Source organism: Aeromicrobium sp., from assembly GCF_023146395.1.
Lineage (GTDB): Bacteria > Actinomycetota > Actinomycetes > Propionibacteriales > Nocardioidaceae > Aeromicrobium.
On the sequence record NZ_JAGLCD010000004.1, the window covers coordinates 522684 to 543934 of the forward strand.

At 71.4% G+C, this 21251-nt stretch carries 25 protein-coding genes; 10 read left to right on the forward strand and 15 right to left on the reverse strand.

Features of this window, described 5'->3' with window-relative positions; translation table 11 throughout:
- Positions 1-68: 68 nt before the first annotated feature.
- Positions 69-971, forward strand: coding sequence for a DUF559 domain-containing protein (locus KAG51_RS04590; RefSeq protein WP_290581080.1), 903 nt, complete (start codon positions 69-71; stop codon positions 969-971).
- Positions 972-1063: 92 nt separating this feature from the next.
- Here KAG51_RS04590 and KAG51_RS04595 read toward each other — a convergent pair whose 3' ends face one another.
- Positions 1064-1426, reverse strand: a complete 363-nt coding sequence (locus KAG51_RS04595) for an FKBP-type peptidyl-prolyl cis-trans isomerase (protein ID WP_290581082.1) — start codon at positions 1424-1426, stop codon at positions 1064-1066.
- Between the two features lie 53 nt (positions 1427-1479).
- Here KAG51_RS04595 and KAG51_RS04600 point away from each other — a divergent pair, with 53 nt between their 5' ends.
- Positions 1480-2496, forward strand: a complete 1017-nt coding sequence (locus KAG51_RS04600; RefSeq protein ID WP_290581084.1) for a zinc-dependent alcohol dehydrogenase family protein — start codon at positions 1480-1482, stop codon at positions 2494-2496.
- On the opposite strand, the gene KAG51_RS04605 is transcribed toward KAG51_RS04600, so the two are convergent.
- From KAG51_RS04605 to KAG51_RS04620, 4 genes are read right to left on the reverse strand one after another with little or no spacing between them, the layout of a single operon-like run.
- A complete protein-coding gene (locus KAG51_RS04605) occupies positions 2493-2807 on the reverse strand; it encodes a DUF952 domain-containing protein (protein WP_290581086.1) in 315 nt (104 codons plus the stop codon). The two genes, KAG51_RS04600 and KAG51_RS04605, sit on opposite strands and share 4 nt — an antisense overlap.
- Position 2808: 1 nt before the next feature.
- The gene (locus KAG51_RS04610) at positions 2809-3246 is read right to left on the reverse strand and encodes a MarR family transcriptional regulator (RefSeq protein WP_290581088.1); all 438 of its coding nucleotides are present in this window, start codon (positions 3244-3246) and stop codon (positions 2809-2811) included.
- Positions 3247-3297: 51 nt separating this feature from the next.
- Entirely contained in the window at positions 3298-4518 is a 1221-nt protein-coding gene (locus KAG51_RS04615; RefSeq protein WP_290581090.1) for an acyl-CoA dehydrogenase family protein, read from the reverse strand.
- A gap of 16 nt (positions 4519-4534) precedes the next feature.
- On the reverse strand, positions 4535-5839 hold the full coding sequence (locus KAG51_RS04620) for an acyl-CoA dehydrogenase family protein (RefSeq protein ID WP_290581092.1): 1305 nt from the start codon (positions 5837-5839) through the stop codon (positions 4535-4537).
- Positions 5840-6030: 191 nt separating this feature from the next.
- Here KAG51_RS04620 and def point away from each other — a divergent pair, with 191 nt between their 5' ends.
- Positions 6031-6633 (forward strand): peptide deformylase, encoded by a 603-nt coding sequence (gene def / locus KAG51_RS04625; RefSeq protein WP_290581094.1) that lies wholly within the window; start codon positions 6031-6033, stop codon positions 6631-6633.
- Positions 6634-6643: 10 nt separating this feature from the next.
- Entirely contained in the window at positions 6644-7177 is a 534-nt protein-coding gene (locus KAG51_RS04630) for a GNAT family N-acetyltransferase (RefSeq protein WP_290581096.1), read from the forward strand.
- 6 nt (positions 7178-7183) lie between these two features.
- Here the strand turns inward: KAG51_RS04630 and KAG51_RS04635 are convergent, their stop codons facing one another.
- The gene (locus KAG51_RS04635) at positions 7184-7744 is read right to left on the reverse strand and encodes a 1-acyl-sn-glycerol-3-phosphate acyltransferase (RefSeq protein WP_290581098.1); all 561 of its coding nucleotides are present in this window, start codon (positions 7742-7744) and stop codon (positions 7184-7186) included.
- Positions 7741-8550, reverse strand: coding sequence for an RNA methyltransferase (locus KAG51_RS04640; protein WP_290581100.1), 810 nt, complete (start codon positions 8548-8550; stop codon positions 7741-7743). The genes KAG51_RS04635 and KAG51_RS04640 overlap by 4 nt, the downstream gene beginning before the upstream one ends.
- Before the next feature lie 18 nt (positions 8551-8568).
- Between KAG51_RS04640 and KAG51_RS04645 the strand changes: the two genes are divergently transcribed.
- Positions 8569-9096 carry a YbhB/YbcL family Raf kinase inhibitor-like protein gene (locus KAG51_RS04645; RefSeq protein WP_290581102.1) on the forward strand — a complete coding sequence of 176 codons (528 nt, stop codon included), beginning with the start codon at positions 8569-8571 and terminating at the stop codon, positions 9094-9096.
- A 22-nt stretch (positions 9097-9118) separates the two neighbouring features.
- Here the strand turns inward: KAG51_RS04645 and bluB are convergent, their stop codons facing one another.
- The 4 genes from bluB to KAG51_RS04665 all read right to left on the reverse strand — a co-directional run bounded on the left by bluB (position 9119) and on the right by KAG51_RS04665 (position 12180).
- Complete coding sequence (gene bluB / locus KAG51_RS04650) at positions 9119-9760, reverse strand: 5,6-dimethylbenzimidazole synthase (protein ID WP_290581104.1); 642 nt, start codon at positions 9758-9760, stop codon at positions 9119-9121.
- Positions 9757-10824, reverse strand: coding sequence for an SPFH domain-containing protein (locus tag KAG51_RS04655; RefSeq protein WP_290581263.1), 1068 nt, complete (start codon positions 10822-10824; stop codon positions 9757-9759). Before KAG51_RS04655 ends, bluB begins: the two co-directional genes overlap by 4 nt.
- A 62-nt stretch (positions 10825-10886) precedes the next feature.
- Positions 10887-11336 carry an NfeD family protein gene (locus KAG51_RS04660; RefSeq protein ID WP_290581106.1) on the reverse strand — a complete coding sequence of 150 codons (450 nt, stop codon included), beginning with the start codon at positions 11334-11336 and terminating at the stop codon, positions 10887-10889.
- A 22-nt stretch (positions 11337-11358) separates the two neighbouring features.
- Positions 11359-12180 (reverse strand): ABC transporter ATP-binding protein, encoded by an 822-nt coding sequence (locus tag KAG51_RS04665; protein WP_290581108.1) that lies wholly within the window; start codon positions 12178-12180, stop codon positions 11359-11361.
- A gap of 57 nt (positions 12181-12237) precedes the next feature.
- Between KAG51_RS04665 and serB the strand changes: the two genes are divergently transcribed.
- A complete protein-coding gene (gene serB, locus KAG51_RS04670) occupies positions 12238-13470 on the forward strand; it encodes a phosphoserine phosphatase SerB (protein ID WP_290581110.1) in 1233 nt (410 codons plus the stop codon).
- Here serB and KAG51_RS04675 read toward each other — a convergent pair.
- Entirely contained in the window at positions 13463-14020 is a 558-nt protein-coding gene (locus KAG51_RS04675; RefSeq protein ID WP_290581112.1) for a DUF6636 domain-containing protein, read from the reverse strand. The genes serB and KAG51_RS04675 overlap by 8 nt on opposite strands.
- A complete protein-coding gene (locus KAG51_RS04680; RefSeq protein WP_290581114.1) occupies positions 14017-14232 on the reverse strand; it encodes a dodecin in 216 nt (71 codons plus the stop codon). The genes KAG51_RS04675 and KAG51_RS04680 overlap by 4 nt, the downstream gene beginning before the upstream one ends.
- A gap of 58 nt (positions 14233-14290) precedes the next feature.
- On the opposite strand from KAG51_RS04680, the gene KAG51_RS04685 reads away from it, so the two are divergent.
- The 3 genes from KAG51_RS04685 to KAG51_RS04695 are packed head-to-tail and all read left to right on the forward strand — an operon-like array spanning position 14291 to position 15607.
- Complete coding sequence (locus tag KAG51_RS04685; protein ID WP_290581116.1) at positions 14291-14593, forward strand: DUF3099 domain-containing protein; 303 nt, start codon at positions 14291-14293, stop codon at positions 14591-14593.
- A gap of 5 nt (positions 14594-14598) precedes the next feature.
- The gene (locus KAG51_RS04690; protein WP_290581118.1) at positions 14599-14811 is read left to right on the forward strand and encodes an acetone carboxylase; all 213 of its coding nucleotides are present in this window, start codon (positions 14599-14601) and stop codon (positions 14809-14811) included.
- Positions 14804-15607, forward strand: coding sequence for an SURF1 family protein (locus tag KAG51_RS04695; RefSeq protein WP_290581120.1), 804 nt, complete (start codon positions 14804-14806; stop codon positions 15605-15607). The genes KAG51_RS04690 and KAG51_RS04695 overlap by 8 nt, the downstream gene beginning before the upstream one ends.
- Here the strand turns inward: KAG51_RS04695 and abc-f are convergent.
- The gene (gene abc-f, locus KAG51_RS04700) at positions 15591-17189 is read right to left on the reverse strand and encodes a ribosomal protection-like ABC-F family protein (protein ID WP_290581122.1); all 1599 of its coding nucleotides are present in this window, start codon (positions 17187-17189) and stop codon (positions 15591-15593) included. The two genes, KAG51_RS04695 and abc-f, sit on opposite strands and share 17 nt — an antisense overlap.
- Positions 17190-17390: 201 nt before the next feature.
- On the opposite strand from abc-f, the gene KAG51_RS04705 reads away from it, so the two are divergent.
- A complete protein-coding gene (locus KAG51_RS04705; protein ID WP_290581124.1) occupies positions 17391-18368 on the forward strand; it encodes a hypothetical protein in 978 nt (325 codons plus the stop codon).
- Here the strand turns inward: KAG51_RS04705 and KAG51_RS04710 are convergent.
- Positions 18365-21247, reverse strand: a complete 2883-nt coding sequence (locus KAG51_RS04710) for a helix-turn-helix transcriptional regulator (protein WP_290581126.1) — start codon at positions 21245-21247, stop codon at positions 18365-18367. The two genes, KAG51_RS04705 and KAG51_RS04710, sit on opposite strands and share 4 nt — an antisense overlap.
- Positions 21248-21251: the final 4 nt, after the last annotated feature.

Genomic DNA, 21251 nt, shown 5'->3' on the forward strand with positions numbered 1-21251 from the left:
CAGGATGGTTGTCCACAGCGGCCGAACCGGCGATGTCGTGCGGCGCGGCAGGGCGGGATCGTCGACGGATGGACCCATCTCGACCGTTCACCACACGCCAGGCCGAGCAGGCAGGAATCGGCCGGGGTGAGCTGCGCGGGCCGCGATTTCGACAGCTGGTGCGCGGCGTCCACATCGCGGCCGACGCGACGCTCGACCTTGGCATCTGGATCTCCGCTGCTCTGCTGCTCCTTCCGCCCGATGCCGTCGTGAGCCACACCACGGCGATGCGGCTGCACGGCTTCGATCCGCCCGGGCGTCACGGCTTGGAGTTCTCGACGAACACGCGGCTGCGCTGCCGGGTACCGGGCGTCGTCCTGCACCGACGCAAGGCGCCGCTCAGATCGATCGAGGTCGCGGGAGTCCGCGCCACCGGACCCGAACGGACCTTCGTCGACCTGGCCGTACGACTGAACCTGCCGACGCTCGTGGCGCTCGGCGACCACCTGGTCCACCGAGGCCTGACCCGCATCGAGGAGCTCGTCTGGTACGCCGAGTCGCATCACACCGACGGAGTCCGGCGATCTCGTCGCGTGCTGCGGCTCGTCCGCGAGGGAGCGGAGTCACCGCGGGAGACCTGGCTCCGCTTGATGCTTCGCTTCGCGAGGCTCCCCGAACCCGAGGTCAACGCGGACATCCACGACGAGCTGGGCCGATTCCTGGCGCGCGGCGACCTGGTGTTCCGGAGGTGGAAGGTCCTGGTCGAGTACGACGGGCGCCACCACGCCTTCGACACCACGACCTGGCACCGTGACCTTCGCCGTCGTGAACAGCTCGAGGCGGAAGGGTGGATCGTCATCGTCGTCACCCACGAGGACCTGCGCCTTCCGGCGACCGTGCCGACCCGGGTCTATCGAGCCCTCGCCGCTCGGGGCTACGCGGGACCAGCACCGGTCATGAGCGCCGAGTGGCGGCGCTGGTTCACGGCCTAGAACAAGATGTGGACACCTCCGCACCGAGAGCGGCGTTGCCAACGTGCGGAAGTGTCCACATCTCGTGGTCACATCGGGGTGGAGGGGGTGGGTCAGGCGACGTCGAGGAGATCGATGACGAAGACCAGGGTCTTGCCCGACAGGCGGTGTCCGCCGCCGGCGGGGCCGTAGGCGAGCTCGGGCGGGGCGACGATCTGGCGGCGTCCGCCGACCTTCATGCCGGGGATGCCCTGCTGCCACGCGGCGATCAGGTTGGGCAGCGGGAAGCGCGCCGACTGGCCGCGGTCCCACGAGGCGTCGAACTGCTCACCCGTTTCGAACTCGACACCGACGTAGTGGACGTCGACGACGCCGCCGGCGACGGCCTCGGCACCCTCGCCCTCGACGAGATCGGTGACCGTCAGCTCGGTCGGAGGCGGGCCGGGGATGAAGTCAACTTCAGGCTTGGAGGTCATGGATCGATCCTGTCACACGCGCGATACCGCCTCGCGACGGGCAGAATGGACCCATGCGAGCAACCGTCCTCCACGCGCCCCGCGACATCCGACTCGACACCCTCCCCGATCCGGACCTCCAGGACGACACCGATGCGATCGTCCGCGTCGTCGCCGCCTGCGTCTGCGGCTCGGACCTCTGGCCGTATCGCGGGGTCAACAAGATCCGCAAGCCCCAGCAGATCGGGCACGAGTTCATCGGCGTGGTCGAGCGCACCGGCACCGCCGTCTCCGGCGTGCAGGAGGGCGACTTCGTCATCGCGCCGTTCCTGTTCAGCGACAACACGTGCGCGCACTGCGAGGCCGGCGTGCAGACCTCGTGCGTCAACGGCGGCGGCTACGACGGCTGCCAGGCCGAGCTCGTCCGGGTCCCGTGGGCCGACGGCACGCTCGTCGCGGTGCCCGGCGACGTCGACGAGGCACTCCTGCCGCACCTGCTGACGCTCTCGGACGTCTTCCCCACGGGCCACCACGCAGCGGTGTCGGCCGGCGTCACAGCCGGCAGCACCGTCGCGGTCGTCGGCGACGGCGCCGTCGGCCTGTCAGCCGTCCTGGCCGCCAAGCGCCTGGGGGCCAGCACCGTCATCGCGATGTCGCGCCACGAGCCGCGCCAGGAGGTGGCCCGTCGCTTCGGCGCCGACCACGTGGTCGAGACGCGCGGCAAGGAGGGCGCCGAGGCTGTGAAGGAGATCCTCGGCGGCATCGGGGCCGACGCTGTGCTCGAGTGCGTCGGCACCGGCGACTCGATGAAGCAGGCGTTCCGCGCCGTCCGCCCGGGCGGCACGGTCGGCTACGTCGGGATGCCGCACGACGTCGAGCTCAACATCCCGGTCATGTTCTTCACGAACACGGGCCTGCGCGGCGGGGTCGCTCCCGTGCGCGCCTACCTCGACGAGCTGCTGCCCGACGTGCTGGCGGGCGACATCGCGCCGGGCGAGGTCTTCGACCTGTCGCTGCCGCTCGACCGGGTCGCCGACGGCTACCAGGCGATGGACGAGCGCACGGCGATCAAGTCGTACCTGGCGGTCTAGAGGTGCAGGTCGCGCGTCCCCACCACGGCTGACGGTGACAGCGGCCCGTAGATGTGCGGGTACGTGTCGTCCCCCACGGGGTCGCTGCGCCACGGCACGTCGAGCAGATCGGTGTCGATGACCAGCAGCACGAGGTCGGCCCGGTCGACGTCGGCGTAGTAGCGCTCGAGCACGCCCTCCACCTGGTCGGGGCGCGAGGCGTGCAGGAAGCCTTCCTCGGCCAGCGTGCGTCCCCGGGTCGACCACGTATAGGCGCCCGTCTCGAGCGCCTCGGCCCAGTGGTCGCGGAACGCCGTGTGGAGGATCTGCACGTCAGAGCACGTCGGCGCGGTCGTTGAACCGCCGCAGCAGGCCCACGAACACGTCGATGTCGTCGACCTCCCAGTCGTCGAGCAGTCGCACCAGGCGCTCGTGCGTCTCGGACCGGTAGTCGCGAAGCCGGCCCGCCGCGGCCTCGGTGGGCACCAGCAGGCGTGCCCGACCGTCGGTGGGATCGGGGCGCTGCTCCACGAGGCCGTAGGTGACCAGGGCCGCGACGGCGCGGCTCGCGGTGGACTTGTGGACGCCCATCGCCTCGGCGAGGTCGGCGCCGCGGACCTGGCCGGGGGCGTCGCAGATGGCGAGGAAGAACAGGTACGTCCCGTAGTCGAGATCGCGGTGCAGCCCGGACAGGATCTGCACCGAGCGCCGGCGGACCCGTTGCACCAGCCGGGTCAGCTCGAGCTCGAGGTCGACGTCGGGAGAGGACATGCGTCCCAACCTACCGAAGCCGACCCCGGGCCCGAGCCGCCAGGCCGCGTCCTACTTGAGCTGCGTCGACGAGAGGTTGAGCAGTCGGCGAGCCACGATGAGCTGCTGGATCTGCTGGGTGCCCTCGAAGATGTCGAGGATCTTGGAGTCGCGCGACCACTTCTCGAGGAACTCGGTCTCGCTGTAGCCCAGCGTGCCGGCCAGCTCGACGCACCGCAGCGTGATGTCGTTGCCGACACGCCCCGCCTTGGCCTTGGCCATCGAGGCCTCCATCGAGTTCGGCTTGCGGTTGTCGGCGAGCCACGCGGCCTCGAGGGTCAGCAGCAGCGCCGCCTCCCAGTCCGCCTCCATCTGCAGGAAGGTCGCCGCCGCGTACGACTGCGACGTCGCCGGACGGTCGTAGTCGATGTCGACGCCGGCCTTCTCCAGCAGCTCACGGATGAGCTCGAGCGAGGCGCGGGCGCAGCCCACGGCCATGCCGGCCACGAGCGGCCGCGTGTTGTCGAACGTGGCCATCGCTCCCGCGAAGCCCTGCTTGACGTCGATCTCCGGGCTGCCGAGCAGGTTGGACTCGTGCACGCGGCAGTTGTCGAGCAGGATCACCGCGGTGTCGGACGCCCGGATGCCGAGCTTGTGCTCGAGGCGCTCGACGCGGATGCCGGGCGTGTCCTTGCTGACGACGAACGACTTGATCGCCGCGCGACCCAGGCTCTTGTCGAGCGTCGCCCAGACGACGACCGAGTCGGCACGCTCGCCCGAGGTGACGTAGATCTTCTCGCCGTTGAGGACGTAGTGGTCGCCGTCCTTGACGGCCGTGGTCTTGATCGCGGCCGAGTCCGACCCGAAGCTCGGCTCGGTGATCGCCATCGCGGCCCACGTGCCCTTGTACCGCTCGAGCTGCTCGTCGGTCGCGACCGAGGCGATGGCGGAGTTGCCGAGGCCCTGGCGGGGCATCGAGAGCAGCAGGCCGACATCGCCCCAGCACATCTCGATGACCGACAGCACCGAGCTCATGTTGGTGCCGTTCTTGACCTTGGACTTCTTGCCCTCGGCCTCGTCCTCGCCGCGGCGGACGCCGGCGGCACCGGCACCCTGGCCCTGGCCGGAGTCGCTCATGCCGTCGACCAGCGAGGCCAGCAGGTCGAGCTCCTTCGGATAGGAGTGCTCGGCGAGGTCGTACTTGCGGGAGTTGGCGCGCAGGAAGTTGTCGGCGACCTGGTTGGCCTGGTCGACGAAGGCGCGGAACTTCTTGGGGGTGTCGAGATTGATCATGATGTGTTCTCCGTCCTCAGACGAGGACCGCTCCTTCCATCAGGCCGACGGCCCGCAGGTCGCGGTACCACCGCTCCACCGGGTGCTCCTTGACGAAGCCGTGTCCACCGAGCAGCTGCACGCCGTCGGTGCCGATCTTCATGCCGTACTCGGCCGCGAGCTTGCGCGCGAGCGCGACCTCACGGGCGTACGACTGACGCTGCTCGGCGCGGGACGCGGCCTTCAGCGTGACCAGGCGCATGCCCTCGAGCTCGATCGCGATGTTGGCCACCATGAAGGCGACCGACTGGCGGTACGCGATCGGCTCGCCGAACGCCTCGCGGCCCACGACGTACTCCTTGGTGTAGTCGAGCACGGCCTTGGCCGTGCCGAGCGCGAGCGCCGACCAGCCCAGGCGGGCCAGGCGGACGGCCTCGCGGTAGTCGTCCTCAGCGCCGTCGCCGAGCAGGGCCGCCGGGGCGTCCTCGAGCTTGAGCCGGGTCAGGCCGGCGGCGCGCAGGCCCATCGACGGATCGGCGGCGACGCTCACGCCCTCGGCCGCAGCCTCGACGACGAACAGCGCCGGCTTGCCCTCGAGCGAGGCCGCGACGATGAACAGCTCGGCCTCCAGGCCTCGCACGGCGCCGGACTTCAGACCGGTCAGGACGTAGCCGTCACCGGTCTTGGTGGCGGTCGTGCCGAGCTCGAACGGGTCGAAGAGCGGCACCGGCTCGCTGATCACGAGGGCCGCGGCCGGCACGTCGTCGCCGGTGAAGGCCGGCAGATAGGTCTGCTGCTGCTCGTCGGAGCCCCACAGGGAGATCGCGGTGGCGACGGCCGAGGGTGCCAGGCAGGCGACGGCCTGGCCCATGTCGCCGTAGGCGAGCGCCTCGGCGACGAGGACGCCGGTCGTGGCCGAGCGCTCCTCGGAGAGTCCGCCGAGGGCCTCGGGCACGTTGAGCAGGCTCAGCCCGAACTCGGTGGTCTGGGCGAGCACCTCCTTCGGCGTGTCGTCGGTCTTCTCGGCCGCCTCGGCGCCGGGGCGCAGAACCTCACCGGCGAACTCGGACACGACGCCGACGATCATCTGCTGGTCCTCGGTGGGCGTGAGGTCGAAGACCCCCGAGTCGCCCGTCGAGGCCTGGCGCGCCGGCTTGCCCGATCCCTTGACCCGCTTGAACGTGCGGGCGGCCGCGCCCGCGGCCTGGAAGCCGGCGCGGGTGCCGTGGTAGACGGCCTTCTCGCTCTGCTTGCGCAGGCCGAGACGGTCGATCGTGGGTGAGCTGGCGATGCGGTTCAGGACCGCCAGACCAATCCCCATGGGGTCTTTGCGAGAGGCCACGTGTGCTCCTGGAAGTTCACGAGGTCGGGCCGAGGTGCCCGCCGTCGGCGTCAGTGTATCCGAGTTTGTAACTCGCGTTTGCACTTGGACGGCACGAGCGTATCCCAGTCGGCCCGGATGGTCCACAGGTGCTCGGCCCCGGTCGGATATCGTGGACCGTCGCCCACCCGCCGACGTGCACCAGGAGCCCCGTGAGCAGCCCCGCGACCCACCCGCAGTCCCGCCCCCTCCCCGAGGGTGGATCCGTCCGACCCATCACCCGCTGGGGCACCCCGGTCATGCACCGCGAGCTCGAGGACGTCACGACCTTCGACGAGGAGCTCCACACGCTCGTGCGCGACATGGTCGCCACGATGTACGCCGCCCGCGGCGTGGGCCTGGCGGCCAACCAGGTCGGCGAGAACGTCAAGGTCTTCGTGTTCGACTGCCCCGACGACGACGACCAGGTCGTGACCGGCGTCGTGTGCAATCCGGTGCTGACCCTGCCCGAGGGTGACGACCGCCGCCTGGACGACGACGACGAGGGGTGCCTGTCCTTCCCGGGCGCCTTCGGGCCCCTGGCCCGCCCGGACCGGGCGCACGTGAGCGGCGTCGACCAGTTCGGCGAGCCGGTCGAGTTCACGGGGACCGGGCTGCTCGCGCGCTGCCTGCAGCACGAGACCGACCACCTGTTCGGCACGGTGTTCGGCGACCGCCTGGCCGGCCGGGCCCGCAAGAAGCTCGACAAGATGCAGAGCGAGCTCGACGACCTGTATCCGGCCGACTGGCCCGTCACGCCGATCGCGGAGGCCTGACCCGCCGCCCATGATCACGCGCCCGATCGAGACCGGCGACTGGGAGGAGATGCACGTCCTCTACGCCGATCCGGGCGTCTGGGAGCACCAGCCGAGCGGGGTGTTCACCGCAGTCGACCAGACGAAGGCGCTCGTGGAGTTCTTCGTGAGTGGGTGGCGCGACGACGGCCTGAGCAACTGGGCCGCGTTCGACGAGGACGGCGAGTTCGTCGGACACGGTGGCGCCCGGCTGCTGCACGACCGGGTCGCCTGGAACATCGGGTACCGGGTGCACCGGTCCCACTGGCACCGTGGCTACGGGTCGCGTCTCGCGCGCGCCGGCGTGGAGGCGGCTCAGCAGGTCGATCCCGACGTCCCGGTCACGGCGAAGCTCCTGGAGCGCAACGAGGCGAGCCGGCGCACCGCCGAGGCCGCCGGCCTGCAGCTCGTGTGGCGTGGGCGCGACCTCGGCAATGCCGACGAGTCGGCCGTGCGCCTGGTCTACGCCGACCGCGAGCTCGACGAGGCGACGCTGCGCGCCCACACGCACAGCTTCATGCGCTGACCGACGTCACGACTCCTCGCGCAGCCGCGGCTCGGTGCGGTTGCGCGGCTTGAGTCCCGGCATGTCCGCGTAGAACTCGCGCACGACGTCCATGTCGGCCGCGAAGTCCCCGGTCGGGACGAACGAGGGCCCGAAGCCCATCGTGCGGGTCGGTGGGTCGAAGAAGGCCAGGGTCACCGGCACCTGGGCCGCGTGCGCGATGCGCAGGAACCCCGACTTCCAGTACTCCCCCGCCGAGCGTGTGCCCTCGGCGGCGATCACGAGGCGAAACTCCCGGTCGGACCCGGCCTCGTCGACGAAGGCCTGCACGACGCCGCCCGGATTCTTTCTGTCCAGGGGCACGCCGCCGAAACGCGTGACGAGCCAGCCGACGGGACCCCGGAAGAGCTCCTGCTTCACGAGCACCCGCGGATGGGCGCCACCGTGCCACATGACCAGGAGCATCGTGACGAAGTCCCAGTTCGACGTGTGGGGCGCCCCGACGAGCACCCCGCGTTCGGGCACCGTGCCGACCATCCGGTACCGCATCACTCGGGCGATGGTCCGGGCCACGCGCTGCCGCATCATGGCGTGAGCCTAGAGGGGCGCAGCTCCCAGGCGGCAATCGCGACGGACGCGGCGACGTTGAGCGAATCGATGCCCTCGGCCATCGGGATCGTCGCGCGGACGAGGCTCTCGTGCTCCCAGCGCGCCGAGAGGCCGTGCCCCTCCGACCCCACGACCAGGGCGAGCGGCCGGTCCTGTTCCACCGTGTCGAGCGGTTCCGCGCCGGCGCCGAGCGTCATCGCCACGGTCGTGAACCCGGCCTCGCGCAGCAGGTCCGGAGCGGCGTGCCAGTCGTCCAGACGCGCGTACGGCAGCGAGAAGACCGCTCCCATCGCGACCTTGATGGCGCGGCGGTACAACGGGTCCGCGCAGCGTGGCGACAGCAGCACCCCGTCCCACCCGAGCGCGGCGGCGGTGCGGAACACGGCCCCGACGTTCGTGTGGTCGACCAGGTCCTCGAGCACGAGGACCCGCCGCGCGCCGGCCAGGACCTGCGCCGGCTCCGGCAGCTCCGGGCGGTGCAGGACCGCCAGGGCGCCGCGGTGGACGTGAAATCCGGTGAGCTGCTCGATCACGTCCTCGTCGAGCACGTAGCAGGGCGCCTCGGTCGTCGCCAGGACGTCCTGCAGCGAGTCGACCCATCGCGGCGCCATGAGGAACGACCGTGGCGCGTGGCCGGCGGCCACGGCTCGTCGCACGACCTTCTCCCCCTCGGCGACGTAGATGCCGCGCTCGGTCTCGAGCAGCTTGCGCAGGCTCACGTCGCGCAGGCCGAGGTACTCGCGCAGCCGCTCGTCGCCGGTCGTCACGTGCTGGATCTGGGCCACGCGGTTAGGTTAGGCGGCATGAGCCTCGACCGACCTGTGACCCCGGATCCGTACCCCCTCCTGCCTGCCGCTGCGACCTTCACCGTCACGAGCGACGACGTCACCGACGGTGCGCCGCTGAACGACGACCAGGTCAATGCCCACGGCGACACCTCGCCCCAGCTCAGCTGGTCCGGCGCCCCCGAGGGCACGAAGTCCTTCGTCGTGACGTGCTTCGACCCCGACGCCCCCACCCCGTCCGGCTTCTGGCACTGGGTCGCGGTCGATCTCCCGGCCGACACGACGAGCCTGCCCGCCGGAGCCGGCGCGGACGACGAGAGCCTGCCAGGCGGCGCGTTCCACGTGCGCAACGACGGCGGCGGGCTCGGATACATGGGCGCGGCGCCGCCCGAGGGCGATCAGGTGCACCGGTACTACTTCGTCGTCCACGCGGTCGGCGAGGAGACGCTCGGCGTCGACGCCTCGGCCAGCCCCGCCGTCGTGAGCTTCAACCTCGCGTTCAAGACCCTCGGCCGCGCGATCGTCCACGGCACCTACCAGCACTGACCCGCGCCGGTCCGGAGACGGATCAGCGCTCGTCCACCAGCTCGTCGAGCGGCCGTGGGTCGCCCCACCGCTGCTCGACGAGCATGGGGCGGTCGTAGAACCGTTCCACGGGGCCCAGGCAGAGCACGGCGACGGGTTCGTCGCCCGCCGGCAGGTCCAGCAACGCCGCCAGCTCGGCAGGCTCGAACAGCGAGACCCAGCCCATGCCGAGGTTCTCGGCGCGGGCCGCGAGCCACAGGTTCTGGATCGCACACGCCACTGACGCGAGGTCCATGTGCGGCATCGTGCGTCGTCCGAAGACGTGCCGATCCCGGTCACCCGTGATCGACACGACGATCAGCTCGGCGCAGTCGCGGACCCCCTCGACCTTGAGCCGCAGGAACTCGGCGCCGCGCTCGTCCAGGGCTTCGGCCGTCCGCTCGCGCTCGGCGTCGACGAGGTCCGCCACGGCGGCGCGAACCGCAGGACTCACGACCCGCACGAACCGCCACGGCACCATGAGCCCCACGCTGGGAGCCAGGTTGGCCGACTCGAGCAACCGCCGCAGCACCGCGGGGTCCACCGCGCCGCCGACGAAGTGCCGCATGTCGCGGCGCTCGGCGATGACACGGTAGACCGCGGCGCGCTCGTCCTGGTCGAACCGGTCCGTGGGCCGGTCCGTCACGCCTGCGCGGGCGGAGCAGGCGGCCCGGGCGGCGTGTCGTCGTCGTTCTGGTCGAGCATCGACGGCGGCACGATCTCGTCGCCGTTGCCCCCCGTCGGGTTCTCGGCGCGCCGGGCGGCCTCCAGGGCCGCCTGCACGGCCTCGGAGGTGTCGACCGAGGTCTCGACGTCCTCGAGCGGCTCGTCGAGGTCGACCCGCTTCTTGGTGCCGCCGCCGTCGACCGGCACCGTGCCGATGACCCCGCCGAGCGTGCCGAGCGCGGCCGTGAGCTCCGCCGGGATGATCCAGGTCGACGCGTTCTCGCCGCCGGCGATCTTGGGCAGCGTCTGCAGGTACTGGTACGAGAGCAGCTTCTGGTCGGGGTTGCCGTCGTGGATCGCCTGGAAGACGGTCTCGATCGCGCGTCCCTCGCCCTGGGCGCGCAGGATCTGCGACTGCTTCTCACCCTCGGCGGTCAGGATCGCGGCCTGCTTCTCGCCCTCGGCGGTCAGGATCTGCGACTGCTTCTGGCCCTCGGCGGTCAGGATCGCCGACTGACGCTGACCCTCGGCGGTCAGGATCACGGCGCGGCGGTCACGCTCGGCGCGCATCTGCTTCTCCATCGCGTCGATGATCGTGGCCGGTGGGTCGATGCTCTTGAGCTCGACCCGGTTGACCTTGATGCCCCACCGGGTCGTGGCGGCGTCGAGCTCGGCCCCGAGCGTGCGGTTGATCTGGTCGCGGCCGGTCAGCGCGTGCTCGAGCGACATGCCACCGATGATGTTGCGGAGCGTCGTCATCGTGAGCTGGTGGATCGCCTCGATGTAGTTGACGATCTCGTAGGTCGCGGCCACCGGGTTGTTGACCGTGAAGTAGATGACGGTGTCGATCGAGACCGTCAGGTTGTCCTCGGTGATGACATCCTGCGGCGGGAAGGACACGACCTGCTCGCGCTGGTCGATGACGTACTGGAGGCGGTCGACGAACGGCACGATGAGGTGCGGACCGGAGTCCAACGTCGTGCGGTACTTGCCGAGCCGCTCCACGATGCCGGCCCGCTGCTGGGGCACGATCTTGAACGACATCGCGACGATCGCGATCGCGAGCGCCAGGAAGAAGAAGGCGACGATCAGGGCGACAGATCCGATCACGGTGCAACCTTTCCGGCCACGACTGCCGTGGCCCCCTCGATGGAGACGACGGTCACGCGGGCACCGACGTCGAACTGCTCCCCGGAACGCGTGCGCGCCGTCCAGAGCTCACCGTCGATCGAGACGCGACCGGCGAGGTCGCTGACGGGCTCGTCGACGACCGCGACGCGGCCGACCAGGTTGTGGTGCCCGACCGTGAGGGTCGGACCGTCGTGGAGCCGGCGGCGAAAGCGCGGGCGGATCACGCCCAGCAGGAGGATCGAGACGATGCCGAACACGATCATCGTGACCCACGGCGGGACGAACGGCGACAGCGCTGCCGCTGCGACGGCGGCGATCGCGAACATCACGAGCACGAGCTCCAGGCTCAAGAGCTCGGCGACGGCCAGGACCGTGGCCACTCCGAGCCAGACGACCCAGAGGTTGTCGTTGATCCAGTCCGTCATGGCCGATGCCCCTTCCGCATGGTCATCCTCGCTCGTCCGCCCGCGCGGCGCGACGCCCGTAGCGCACCCGGCGCGCGGTGTACCGGCCGTCGGCGTCCGACAGCTCGAGCGGCGTGCCGAACGCGCGGGTCAGGTTCTCGGCGGTCAGCGTGGACGGGATCGGCCCCTGGGCGACGACGGCGCCGTCACGCAGCAGCAGCACGTGGGTGAATCCCGGCGGGATCTCCTCCACGTGGTGGGTCACGAGCACCAGGACGGGAGCGGCGTCGTCGGACGCGAGATTCTGCAGGCTCGCCACGAGGTCCTCGCGCGCGCCGAGGTCGAGGCCGGCGGCCGGCTCGTCGAGGACGATCATCTCCGGATCGGTCATGAGCGCGCGCGCGATCAGGACCCGCTTGCGCTCACCCTCCGACAGCGTGCCGAACGTGCGCTGCCCGAGGTGGGCGATGCCGAGCTCGCCGATGATCTGGTCGGCCTGCGCGGTGTCGACCTCGTCGTACTCCTCGCGCCAGCGACCCGTCACGCCGTGCGCCGCTGACAGCACGGCGTCGCGCACCGACTCGGCCGGCGGGATGCGGTCGGCGACCGTGAGGCTGGTGTGGCCGATGCGGGTGCGCAGCTCGAACAGGTCGACCGTGCCGAGCTCCTGGCCGAGCACGGCCGCCCGGCCGCTGCTGGGAAACGTCGTGGCGCTCGCGATCTGCATCAGCGTGGTCTTGCCGGCACCGTTGGGGCCGAGCACGATCCAGCGCTCGCCCTCCCGCACGGTCCAGTCCACCCGATCGAGCAGCAGTGACTCGGAGCGCACCACGGAGACCTGGGTCAGCTCGATGGCGCTGGTCATGGATCCCTCCGGTGTGGGCGTCGTCGGTGACCAACCTATCGCGCTAGCCTCGTGCCGATGACCAGCCATGTGCCCGTCCCGCGCCTGCCCCAGCACTTCACGGGTCCGACCGTCCTCGTGACCCTCGTCGGGCCGGATCGCGTCGGGGTCTCGACGCGCCTGTTCGGCGTCCTGGACGCCTTCCCGCTCGAGGTCATCGACGTCGAGCAGCTCGTCGTGCGCGGCCAGCTGATCCTGAGCGTGCTCGTGACCGAGCCCGTCGAGGAGGCCGGCACGAGCGCCCTCGACACCGCAGTCACGGCGCTGGGCCCCGAGCTGGGCCTCGCGGTCTCGATCGAGCGCGGCACGGGCGACAACCGTCCACGACGCGTCGGACGGGCCCAGGTCGTCGTCCTGGGCGCACCCCTGCGCCCCCGCGCCCTGGCAGCCCTGACCGAGCAGATCCGCACCGACGGCGGCAACATCGACCGCATCGTGCGGATGGCGCGCTACCCCGTCACGGCGATCCGCATGGAGGTCAGCGGCGCCGACCCGGACGTCCTCCAGGCCACCTTGGCCCGCGTCGCCTACGAGCACGGCGTCGACGTGGCCGTGCAGGAGAACGGCATCCGCCGGCACGCCCAACGGCTCGTCGTGATGGACGTCGACTCGACCCTGATCCAGGGTGAGGTCATCGAGATGCTCGCCGCCCACGCCGGCTGCGAGGCCGAGGTCGCCGCGGTCACCGAGCGGGCGATGCGCGGTGAGCTCGACTTCGCGCAGTCGCTGCACGCCCGCGTCGCGAAGCTCGAGGGCGTGCCGGTGTCGGCGCTCGACGAGGTGTACGCGTCCCTGACCTACACCCCCGGCGCCCGCACCATGATCCGCACGCTCAAGCGTCTCGGCTACCGCTTCGCCCTGGTCTCGGGCGGCTTCACCCCGATCATCGCGAGGATCGCCGAGGAGCTCGGCATCGACTACTTCCGCGCCAACGACCTCGAGATCTCCGGCGGCGTCCTGACCGGCCGGGTGCTGGGCACCGTCGTCGATCGCGCCGGCAAGGCCACGGCGCTGCGCGAGTTCGCCGAGCACGCGGGCATCCCGGTCAAGAACACCGTCGCGATCGGCGACGGCGCCAACGACCTCGACATGCTCGCCGCCGCGGGTCTGGGCATCGCGTTCAACGCCAAGCCGACCGTGCGCGACCAGGCGCGCACGTCGGTCAACGTCCCCTACCTCGACACGATCGTCTACCTCATGGGCATCACCCGCGAGGAGGTCGAGGAGGCCGACGCCTCCGACCTCAGCTGACGGCGTAGGCCGCGCGGCTCAGGAACAGCCCGTGGCCGGAAGCCTGGTCGAGGCACGTCACCCCGTCGCGCTCGGACCCGCAGATCACCTCGCCCACCGTGATCGCCTGGCCGTACGGCAGCACGACACCCCCGCCGGTCTCGGCAGCGGAGATGACCCCGCCGCGGCACAACGGGGTCGGTGCGCTTCCCTGCACCGAGACGAATCCCCGACCGAAGTCCTGCAGACAGCTCTCGCCGCCGGCGGGCTCAGCGTAGGTGCGGTCCTTGATCAGGCAGCCCCACTGGTCGGCGGCGTCGTCGATCCAGCAGACGATGTTGCCCGTCGGCGTCACGAACGCGTGCCCGCTGTAGGCGTCCGGGAACTGGGCCGGATCGGCCGGGGCACCCGTCGGGGCCTCGATCACGGGCGGCGTCGGAGACGGCTCGCCCGAGCCCGGCTCGGGCGCGGACGGTGACGCGGGCCGGGGCTCCCCGTCCTGACCTCCGTCCGAGCAGGCCGTCAGGGCCAGCGTCGTCAGGAGGGTCACGGCGAGGAGCCGCAGGATCACTCGTCGTCCTCCAGGCGGAAACCGATCTTCATCGTGACCTGGTAGTGCGACGGGGCGTCGTCGCTGATCTGGCCGCGGATGCCCTCGACCTCGAACCAGTCGAGGTGGCGCAGGGTCTGGCTCGCTCGCTTGATGCCGTTCTCGATGGCCTCCGTCACGCCGTCCGGAGAGGTGCCGACGATCTCGGTGATGCGGTAGGTGCGGTTGCTCATGGTGGCCATGATGCCGTCACGACCGGTGGCGCTGCGGTGGGGGGCGTATCCTGGCCGGGTGAACAAGCGAACCGACGAGGTGCCCCTGATCACCTCGGCTCCGGAGAGCTCGAGCGCGATGTTCGGCGCCAAGGAGCGCCGGTACCTGCTGTCGATGGGTCTGCGCACCGTGTGCTTCATCGGCGCGTGTCTCGTCGACGGCCCGTTCCGCTGGGTGCTCATCGTGCTCGCCGTGTTCCTGCCCTACGTCTCGGTCGTGCTGGCCAATGCCGGGGTCCGGGCGACCCGGGCGTCCGGCAGCTCGTTCGTGCCGATGGAGCACCGCTCCATCGCCGGCCGTCCCGAGCGCGACGAGCTCTGACGCGGGTGGCTCTCGACTCCCCCGAGCTCACGTGCTCGGCCAAGGGCTGCACGGCGTCCGCGGCCGTGGAGGTGCGGTGGAACAATCCCCGCCTGCACACACCGGAGCGCCGTAAGATCTGGCTCGCGTGTCCTGAACACGACGCCACCTTGACCTCCTTCCTGTCCGCGCGGGGCTTCTGGCGTGAGACGGTGCCGGTCGGAGCCGCCGATGCGTGAGCTGCGCTTCCTCGGATCCGCCCGCTGGATCGGCTTCGCGATCTTCGTCGTCGCCCTCTCCGCGGTCTGCATCCAGCTCGGGATCTGGCAGTTCCACAAGCTCGAGGACCGCCAGGTGCGCAACGAGCTGGTGCGGGAGCACCTCGACACCGCGCCGGTCCCGCTCGAGGACGTCGTCCCCGCCGGATCGGCCGTCGAGCCCGACCAGGAGTGGACCGTCGTCGAGGTCACCGGCTCCTACGACGTCGATCACGAGGTCACGGTCAAGTTCGTCAACCGCGACGGACGACCCGGGGTCGACGTCCTCACGCCGCTGCTGCTCGAGGACGGCACGGCGGTGCTGGTCGACCGCGGGTTCACCGAGACCTTGCGCACCAACGCGCGTCCGGAGACTCTGCCCGAGCCACCGGACGGTGAGGTCCAGGTCACGGGCTGGCTGCGCGTCGACAGCTCCGCGGGCCGCCAGGCGACCCAGGTCTTCGACGGTCAGGTGCGGGCGGTCTCGAGTCGCGGCATGGCCGAGCACGTGCCCTACGACCTGCGCAGCGGCTACGTCGACCTGCAGGAGCAGTCGCCCGCGAGCAGCGGGCTGGAGCCGGAGCCGCGGCCCGACCTGGGTCAGGGCCCGCACTTCTTCTACGGACTCCAGTGGTGGTTCTTCGCGGCCCTGGCGATCGTCGGCTACGGGTGGTTCGCCCGGGCCGAGCGCCAGGAGCGCCGCACGGCGGCCGCACGCGCGGCCCGGACCTCGCCCACGACCGACGAGGCCGGCCGCGAGATCACGCCAGCGCGATGAGGTCGGCGTAGTCGTCGTTCCAGAGGTCCTCGTCGCCGTCGGGCAGCAGCAGCACCCGGTCGGGCTCCAGCGCCTGCACGGCGCCCTCGTCGTGCGAGACCAGCACGATCGCGCCCTGGTAGCGCCGGATGGCCGACAGGACCTCCTCGCGCGAGGCGGGATCGAGGTTGTTGGTGGGCTCGTCGAGCAGGAGCACGTTGGCGCTGGAGACGATCAGGCCCGCGAGGGCCAGGCGCGTCTTCTCGCCGCCGGACAGGACCCGTGCCGGCTTGTCGGCGTCGTCCCCCGTGAACAGGAAGGCGCCGAGCACGCTGCGTGCCTGGGTGTCGGTGAGGTCGGGGGCGCTGGCCTGCATGTTCTGCAGCACCGTGCGGTCCGGATCGAGCGTCTCGTGCTCCTGGGCGAAGTAGCCGACCTTGAGACCGTGCCCGGGCTGGAGCTCCCCGGAGTCCGGCAGCAGCTCGCCGGCCAGCATGCGCAGCAGGGTCGTCTTGCCGGCGCCGTTCAGGCCGAGCACGACGACCCGGCTCCCGCGGTCGATCGCGAGATCGACGTCGGTGAAGATCTCGAGCGACCCGTACGACTTCGAGAGGCCCTCGGCCATGAGCGGCGTCTTGCCGCAGGAGGCGGGGCTCGGGAAGTCGATCTTGGCGACCTTCTCGGTCTGACGCACGCCTTCCAGGCCGGCCATCATGTCCTCGGCGCGCCGCAGCATCTGCTGCGCGGCCGAGGCCTTGCTGGCCTTGGCGCGCATCTTGTTGCCCTGCATCTGCAGGCGCTCGGCCGTCTTGGTCGTGATCTCGCGCTCCCGCTTGCGCCGGACCTCGTCGGCCTCGCGCTGGCGCAGGTAGTGCTTCCAGCCCATGTTGTAGACGTCGATCGTGGCCCGGTTCGCGTCCAGGTAGAGGACCTTGTTGACGGTCTCCTCGATCAGGTCGACGTCGTGGCTGATGATCACGAGCCCACCGGAGTAGTTCTTGAGGAATCCCCGCAGCCAGGTGACCGAGTCGGCATCGAGGTGGTTGGTGGGCTCGTCGAGCAGCATCGTCTCGGCGTCGCTGAACAGGATGCGGGCCAGCTCGATGCGCCGGCGCTGACCGCCCGACAGCGTCGAGAGGGGCTGCTCCAGGACGCGGTCGGGCAGACCGAGCGCCGCCGAGATCGTGGCGGCCTCCGCCTCGGCCGCGTACCCGCCGCCGGCGGAGAAGGCGTCCTGCGCCCGGCTGTACGCGCGCATGGCCTTGTCGGCCGTGTCGGCGTCGGCCGAGCCCATGTCGATCTCGGCCTTGCGCATCACGGCCAGCGCCTCGTCGAGGCCGCGAGCACCCAGGATGCGGTCGCGGGCCGTCGTCGAGAGGTCGCCGATCTTGGGGTCCTGGGGCAGGTACCCGATCTTGCCGCGATGGCTGATGCTGCCCTCCGACGGCTGTCCGTCGCCGGAGAGCATGCGGGTCAGGGTGGTCTTGCCGGCGCCGTTGCGACCGACGAGGCCGATCTTGTCGCCGGTGTCGACGCGGAAGGAGACGTTGGACATCAGGACACGCGCACCGAAGCGCAGCGTGACGTCGTTGACGGTGATCATGAAAGAACTTTCAGGCAGGAAGGGGCAGAGGTCGGTCGTCGAGCACGTCGAGCGACGGCCTATTCCCGCTGGATGATCACCGCACCATCGTAACGGCCCTCCGTGACACGGCGCGCGTGCGCTTCGACACGCTGCGCCACCGGTCGACGCGCTGAGGCTGGCACGATGGCGGCGACCCCTGACGAGCGATGGAGGACCGCGATGCACCGCACCAAGACCGCCGTGACCATGCTTCTGGCCGCCGCCCTGGCGGTGGCCGCCTGTGGGGGCTCGACGGACGACGGCTCGCCGGACCCGGCCCCCAGCACCGCGTCCTCCGACGGAGGACGTTCCACCACGGGCCAGGTCACCGCCTGCTCGATCGTGGACCGTGCCGTCACCGATCCGCTCAACCCGAACGACCGCGACCTCGTTCCGACGCTGCTGATCGGCGACCTGACCTACGACGGCTGCACGGTCGGGGACGTGTACTCGGTGAGCTTCGGGGTGAAGGTCGTCGACTCCGACGAGAGCCTGGAGGACCGGGTCGAGCTGCTGGGCGGGAATGACGGTCTGGAGTCGATCGACGACCTGGGCGACGAGGCGTTCCGCAGCACGAACGAGGCGGACGGCGAGACCGTCACGATCACGATCGGCGTTCGCAGCGCCGGTCACGAGGTGATCCTGCGCAACGACGCGATCGGCAACAGCGACCCGGCGAACCGGGTCTCCGAGGACGACATTGTCACGTTCCTGCGGGAGTACCTGCCCGCGATCCCCGACGACTTCGAGTCCCAGGCGCTGACCACGCAGGTCGGCACGGCGTGCCTGCCCGCTGACGACCGCACGATCGAGCAGGGCGTCGACACGATCCAGCTGGCTCGCGGCGGGCGCAGCGGCTCGAGCGTGCGCTGCGCGTACCTCGGGGACCACCTCGCGACGGTGCAGCTCTCCCGGTCGTCCGACAGCGACCCTTCCGGGACCATGGAGCTCGCCCGCGAGTCCGGGGAGGAGACCGTCACGGTCGACGGCGCCGAGGACGCCACGATCCGCAGCGACAGCCGGTCGGTCGAGCTCACCCTGCAACCGAGTACCACCGAGATCGTGTACGTCTCCGTGACGACCAGCAGCGGAAGCCTCGATCCGGAGGCGATCACGGCGGTCGCGGAGGCGTTCCTGGCGGCCAGCGCCGGCTCCTAGTCGTCGAGGAGGCGCTGGCGGCGCGCGATCGCGACCGCCTCGGTCCGCGACGACGCGGTCAGCTTGGCGAGGACGTTCGAGACGTGCACGGACACCGTCTTGGTGCTGATGAACAGGCGCCGACCGATCTCGCCGTTGCTGAGCCCGAGCGCGACCTGCCGCAACACCTCCTGCTCGCGGGGGGTCAGCGTCACCGGTCCCCCGCCCTGACGGGGCGCCAGCCGGTCGATCTCGCCGAGCAGCGGCGCGGCCCCGAGACGTGCCGCGGTCGCGCGCGCCGGCGTCAGCAGGGCGCCGGCCGCGTCGACCTCGCCCGTCGCGAGCAGGACGGCCGCCAGACGCGTCGCCGAGCGTGCGGTCTCGTAGGGGTCGTCGAGAGCGACGAATCCCTCGTGGGCGGACCGCCAGCGGCGCAGGAGCTCATCGGCCTCGGGAGCGTCGATCCCGCAGACCCACCTCAGCCGGGCCGTCTCGGCCGCGGCACGGTCCTGCCAGGCCCGACCCTCCGGACCGAACGCCCGATGGCGCTCCACGACGCCCTCGACGGCGGCCCACAGCTCAGCGGCATGCGCGACGAGAGCAGACTGCTCGTCGCGTCGGAGCGACGCGGCGACCGCGGCGTACTGCCCGACCAGCAGCGCCGTCAGGCGGACGCGCCCGGGGAACCACGGCCCGTCCCACATCCGGTCGTGCCGCTCGACCAGCTCGTCGTGGACTCGCCGGGCGGCGGCCAGGTCGCCGGCCTCGGCGTACAGGTCGATCAGGGCCGCCGAGCTGTGCACCGCCGAGGCCACCTCGTCGCGCCACCACACCCGCAGCGGCAGCGTCCGTTCGATCTGTGGCACGTCCCCGCGCCCGGCGGCCACGAGCAACGAGATCGAGCCGAGATACGCCGCGAGCGTCGGTGGGGCCTCCGGTCCGACGTCGCAGAGGTCGAGCGCCTCGTCCCACCGGCCGCGCAGATAGGCCATGAGCGCCCCGAAGTACCGTCCGTCGAAACCGTACGGCCCCCAGGACCATCCGGTCTCCTCGGCGCGGCGCTTGCCCTCCGCGAACGCCTGCTCGGCCTCGTCCAACGCACCGGCGTTGAACAGCACGAAGGCCATCTGGTGCAGGCCCCGCAGCTCGCCCAGCACGTGACCGGACGCGCGGGAGCGGACGATCAGCTCCTGGAACCTCGCCCGGGCCGTCGTCGGGTCCTCGCCCGAGCGCACCATGACGCGGATCAACGTGGCCTTGGCATCGGAGATGACCGTCTCCGTCCCGAGCCGCTCGGCGATCTCCACGGCACGCTCGCCCCACGTCGTCGCCTCGGCGTCGGCTCGGCGGGCCGCGAGCGTGCGGGCCTGCAGCGCGGCCACCTCGGCGCGCAGGACCGTGTCGTCGTCCGGGACCAGGCCAGCGGCCTCGAGGCTCGCCTCGTGCGCCTCACGGTCGAGATTGGCGAAGTAGGCGGTGTTGCCGATCGCCACGAGAAGACGGCCCCGGACGAGCGGACCGGCGCCGGCGGGAAGCTGGGCGAGCCCCTCGCGCAGCAGCTCGACGGCGCGCATGACCTGGCCGGACGTGACGAGCGCGTGCGCCGCGTCGATCACGAGCCCGATCTCGTCGGTGCCGTCCGGGGCGGCGTCGACCAGCTCGAGCGCCTGCTCGTAGTGGTGGGCGGCCTCGTCGTAGCCGGCCACGCGGTCCGCGGCCTGGGCCGCACGGACCAGGGCGCCGAAGGCGGTCGTGCGCTCCCCCGCCGCCAGCGCATGACGCGCGACGGTCGCCGGCGGCGCGTCGGCCGGCAGGCTCGCGAGCAGAGCCGCGTGGATGCGGCGCCGCTCCCCCGGCAGCAGGTTGTCACGCAGCGCCTCCCCGAGCAGGGCGTGCCGGAATCCGTAGTCGTCAGGGCCCTGGCGTCGCAGCACCTTGTGGTCGACCGCCGACTCCAGCGCCGCGTCGAGCTCGACCTCGGTGAGGCCGGCAGCGGCGGCCAGTGCCGCAAATCCTTCGCGCCCGTCGGTGACCGACGCGGCGCGGACGAGTCGACGCGCCTGCTCGTCCAGGCGCTCGAGCCGCACGAGCAGCACGTCGCTCAACGTCTCCGGCACCGGACCGGGAGCCGTGCCGCGACCGTGTCCGGCCTCCAGCAGCTCCTCGACGAAGAACGCATTGCCCCCGGCCCGCTGCACGACCGCACGGAGCTCCTCGAAGTCGAGCTGGTCGCTCGCCTGCAGCCGGGCCAGGTCGGCCACGTCGCCGTCGTCGAGCGGCGCCAGCTCGAGACGACGGACGCCCGCGAGCCGCACCCACTCGGCCAGCGCGGGCCGCAACGGATGGCGGCGGTGGAGGTCGTCGGTCCGGTAGCTCACGACGACGTGCACCGGACCCTCGAAGCCCTGCACCAGGGCGTACCGGATCAGGTGCCGGGTCGAGGCGTCGGCCCAGTGGGCGTCCTCGATCACGAGCAGCAGCGGCTGGTCGGCGGCCAGGGCGTCGAGCGCGGCGACGACCGAGGCGAAGAGCTCGCCGCGCTCCACGCCCGGGGCCTCTGCCGCCGCGTGACCCGGCAGGAGCGCGGCGAGCGCGGGGAACCGGTCGGCGAGCCGGTCCCGATCCGGCGCGGGCACGGCGGCGAAGGCCTCGGCGAACGGCTGGTAGGGCAGCGCGCTGTCGCCCAGGTCGAGACAGTGCCCGACCAGCACCCGGTGCCCGGCTCCGCGGGCCCGGGCACCGAGCTCGCGCAGCAGGCGGGTCTTGCCGATGCCGGCGTCGCCGCCCAGCAGCACGACGTCGCGGGCGGCCGGCTCGCTGATCCCGGCGAGGGCGAGCAGCTCGTCGAGCTCGCGCGTGCGCCCCACGAGCGCCGTGGAGGGAGCTCGGTCGGTCGCCATGGGA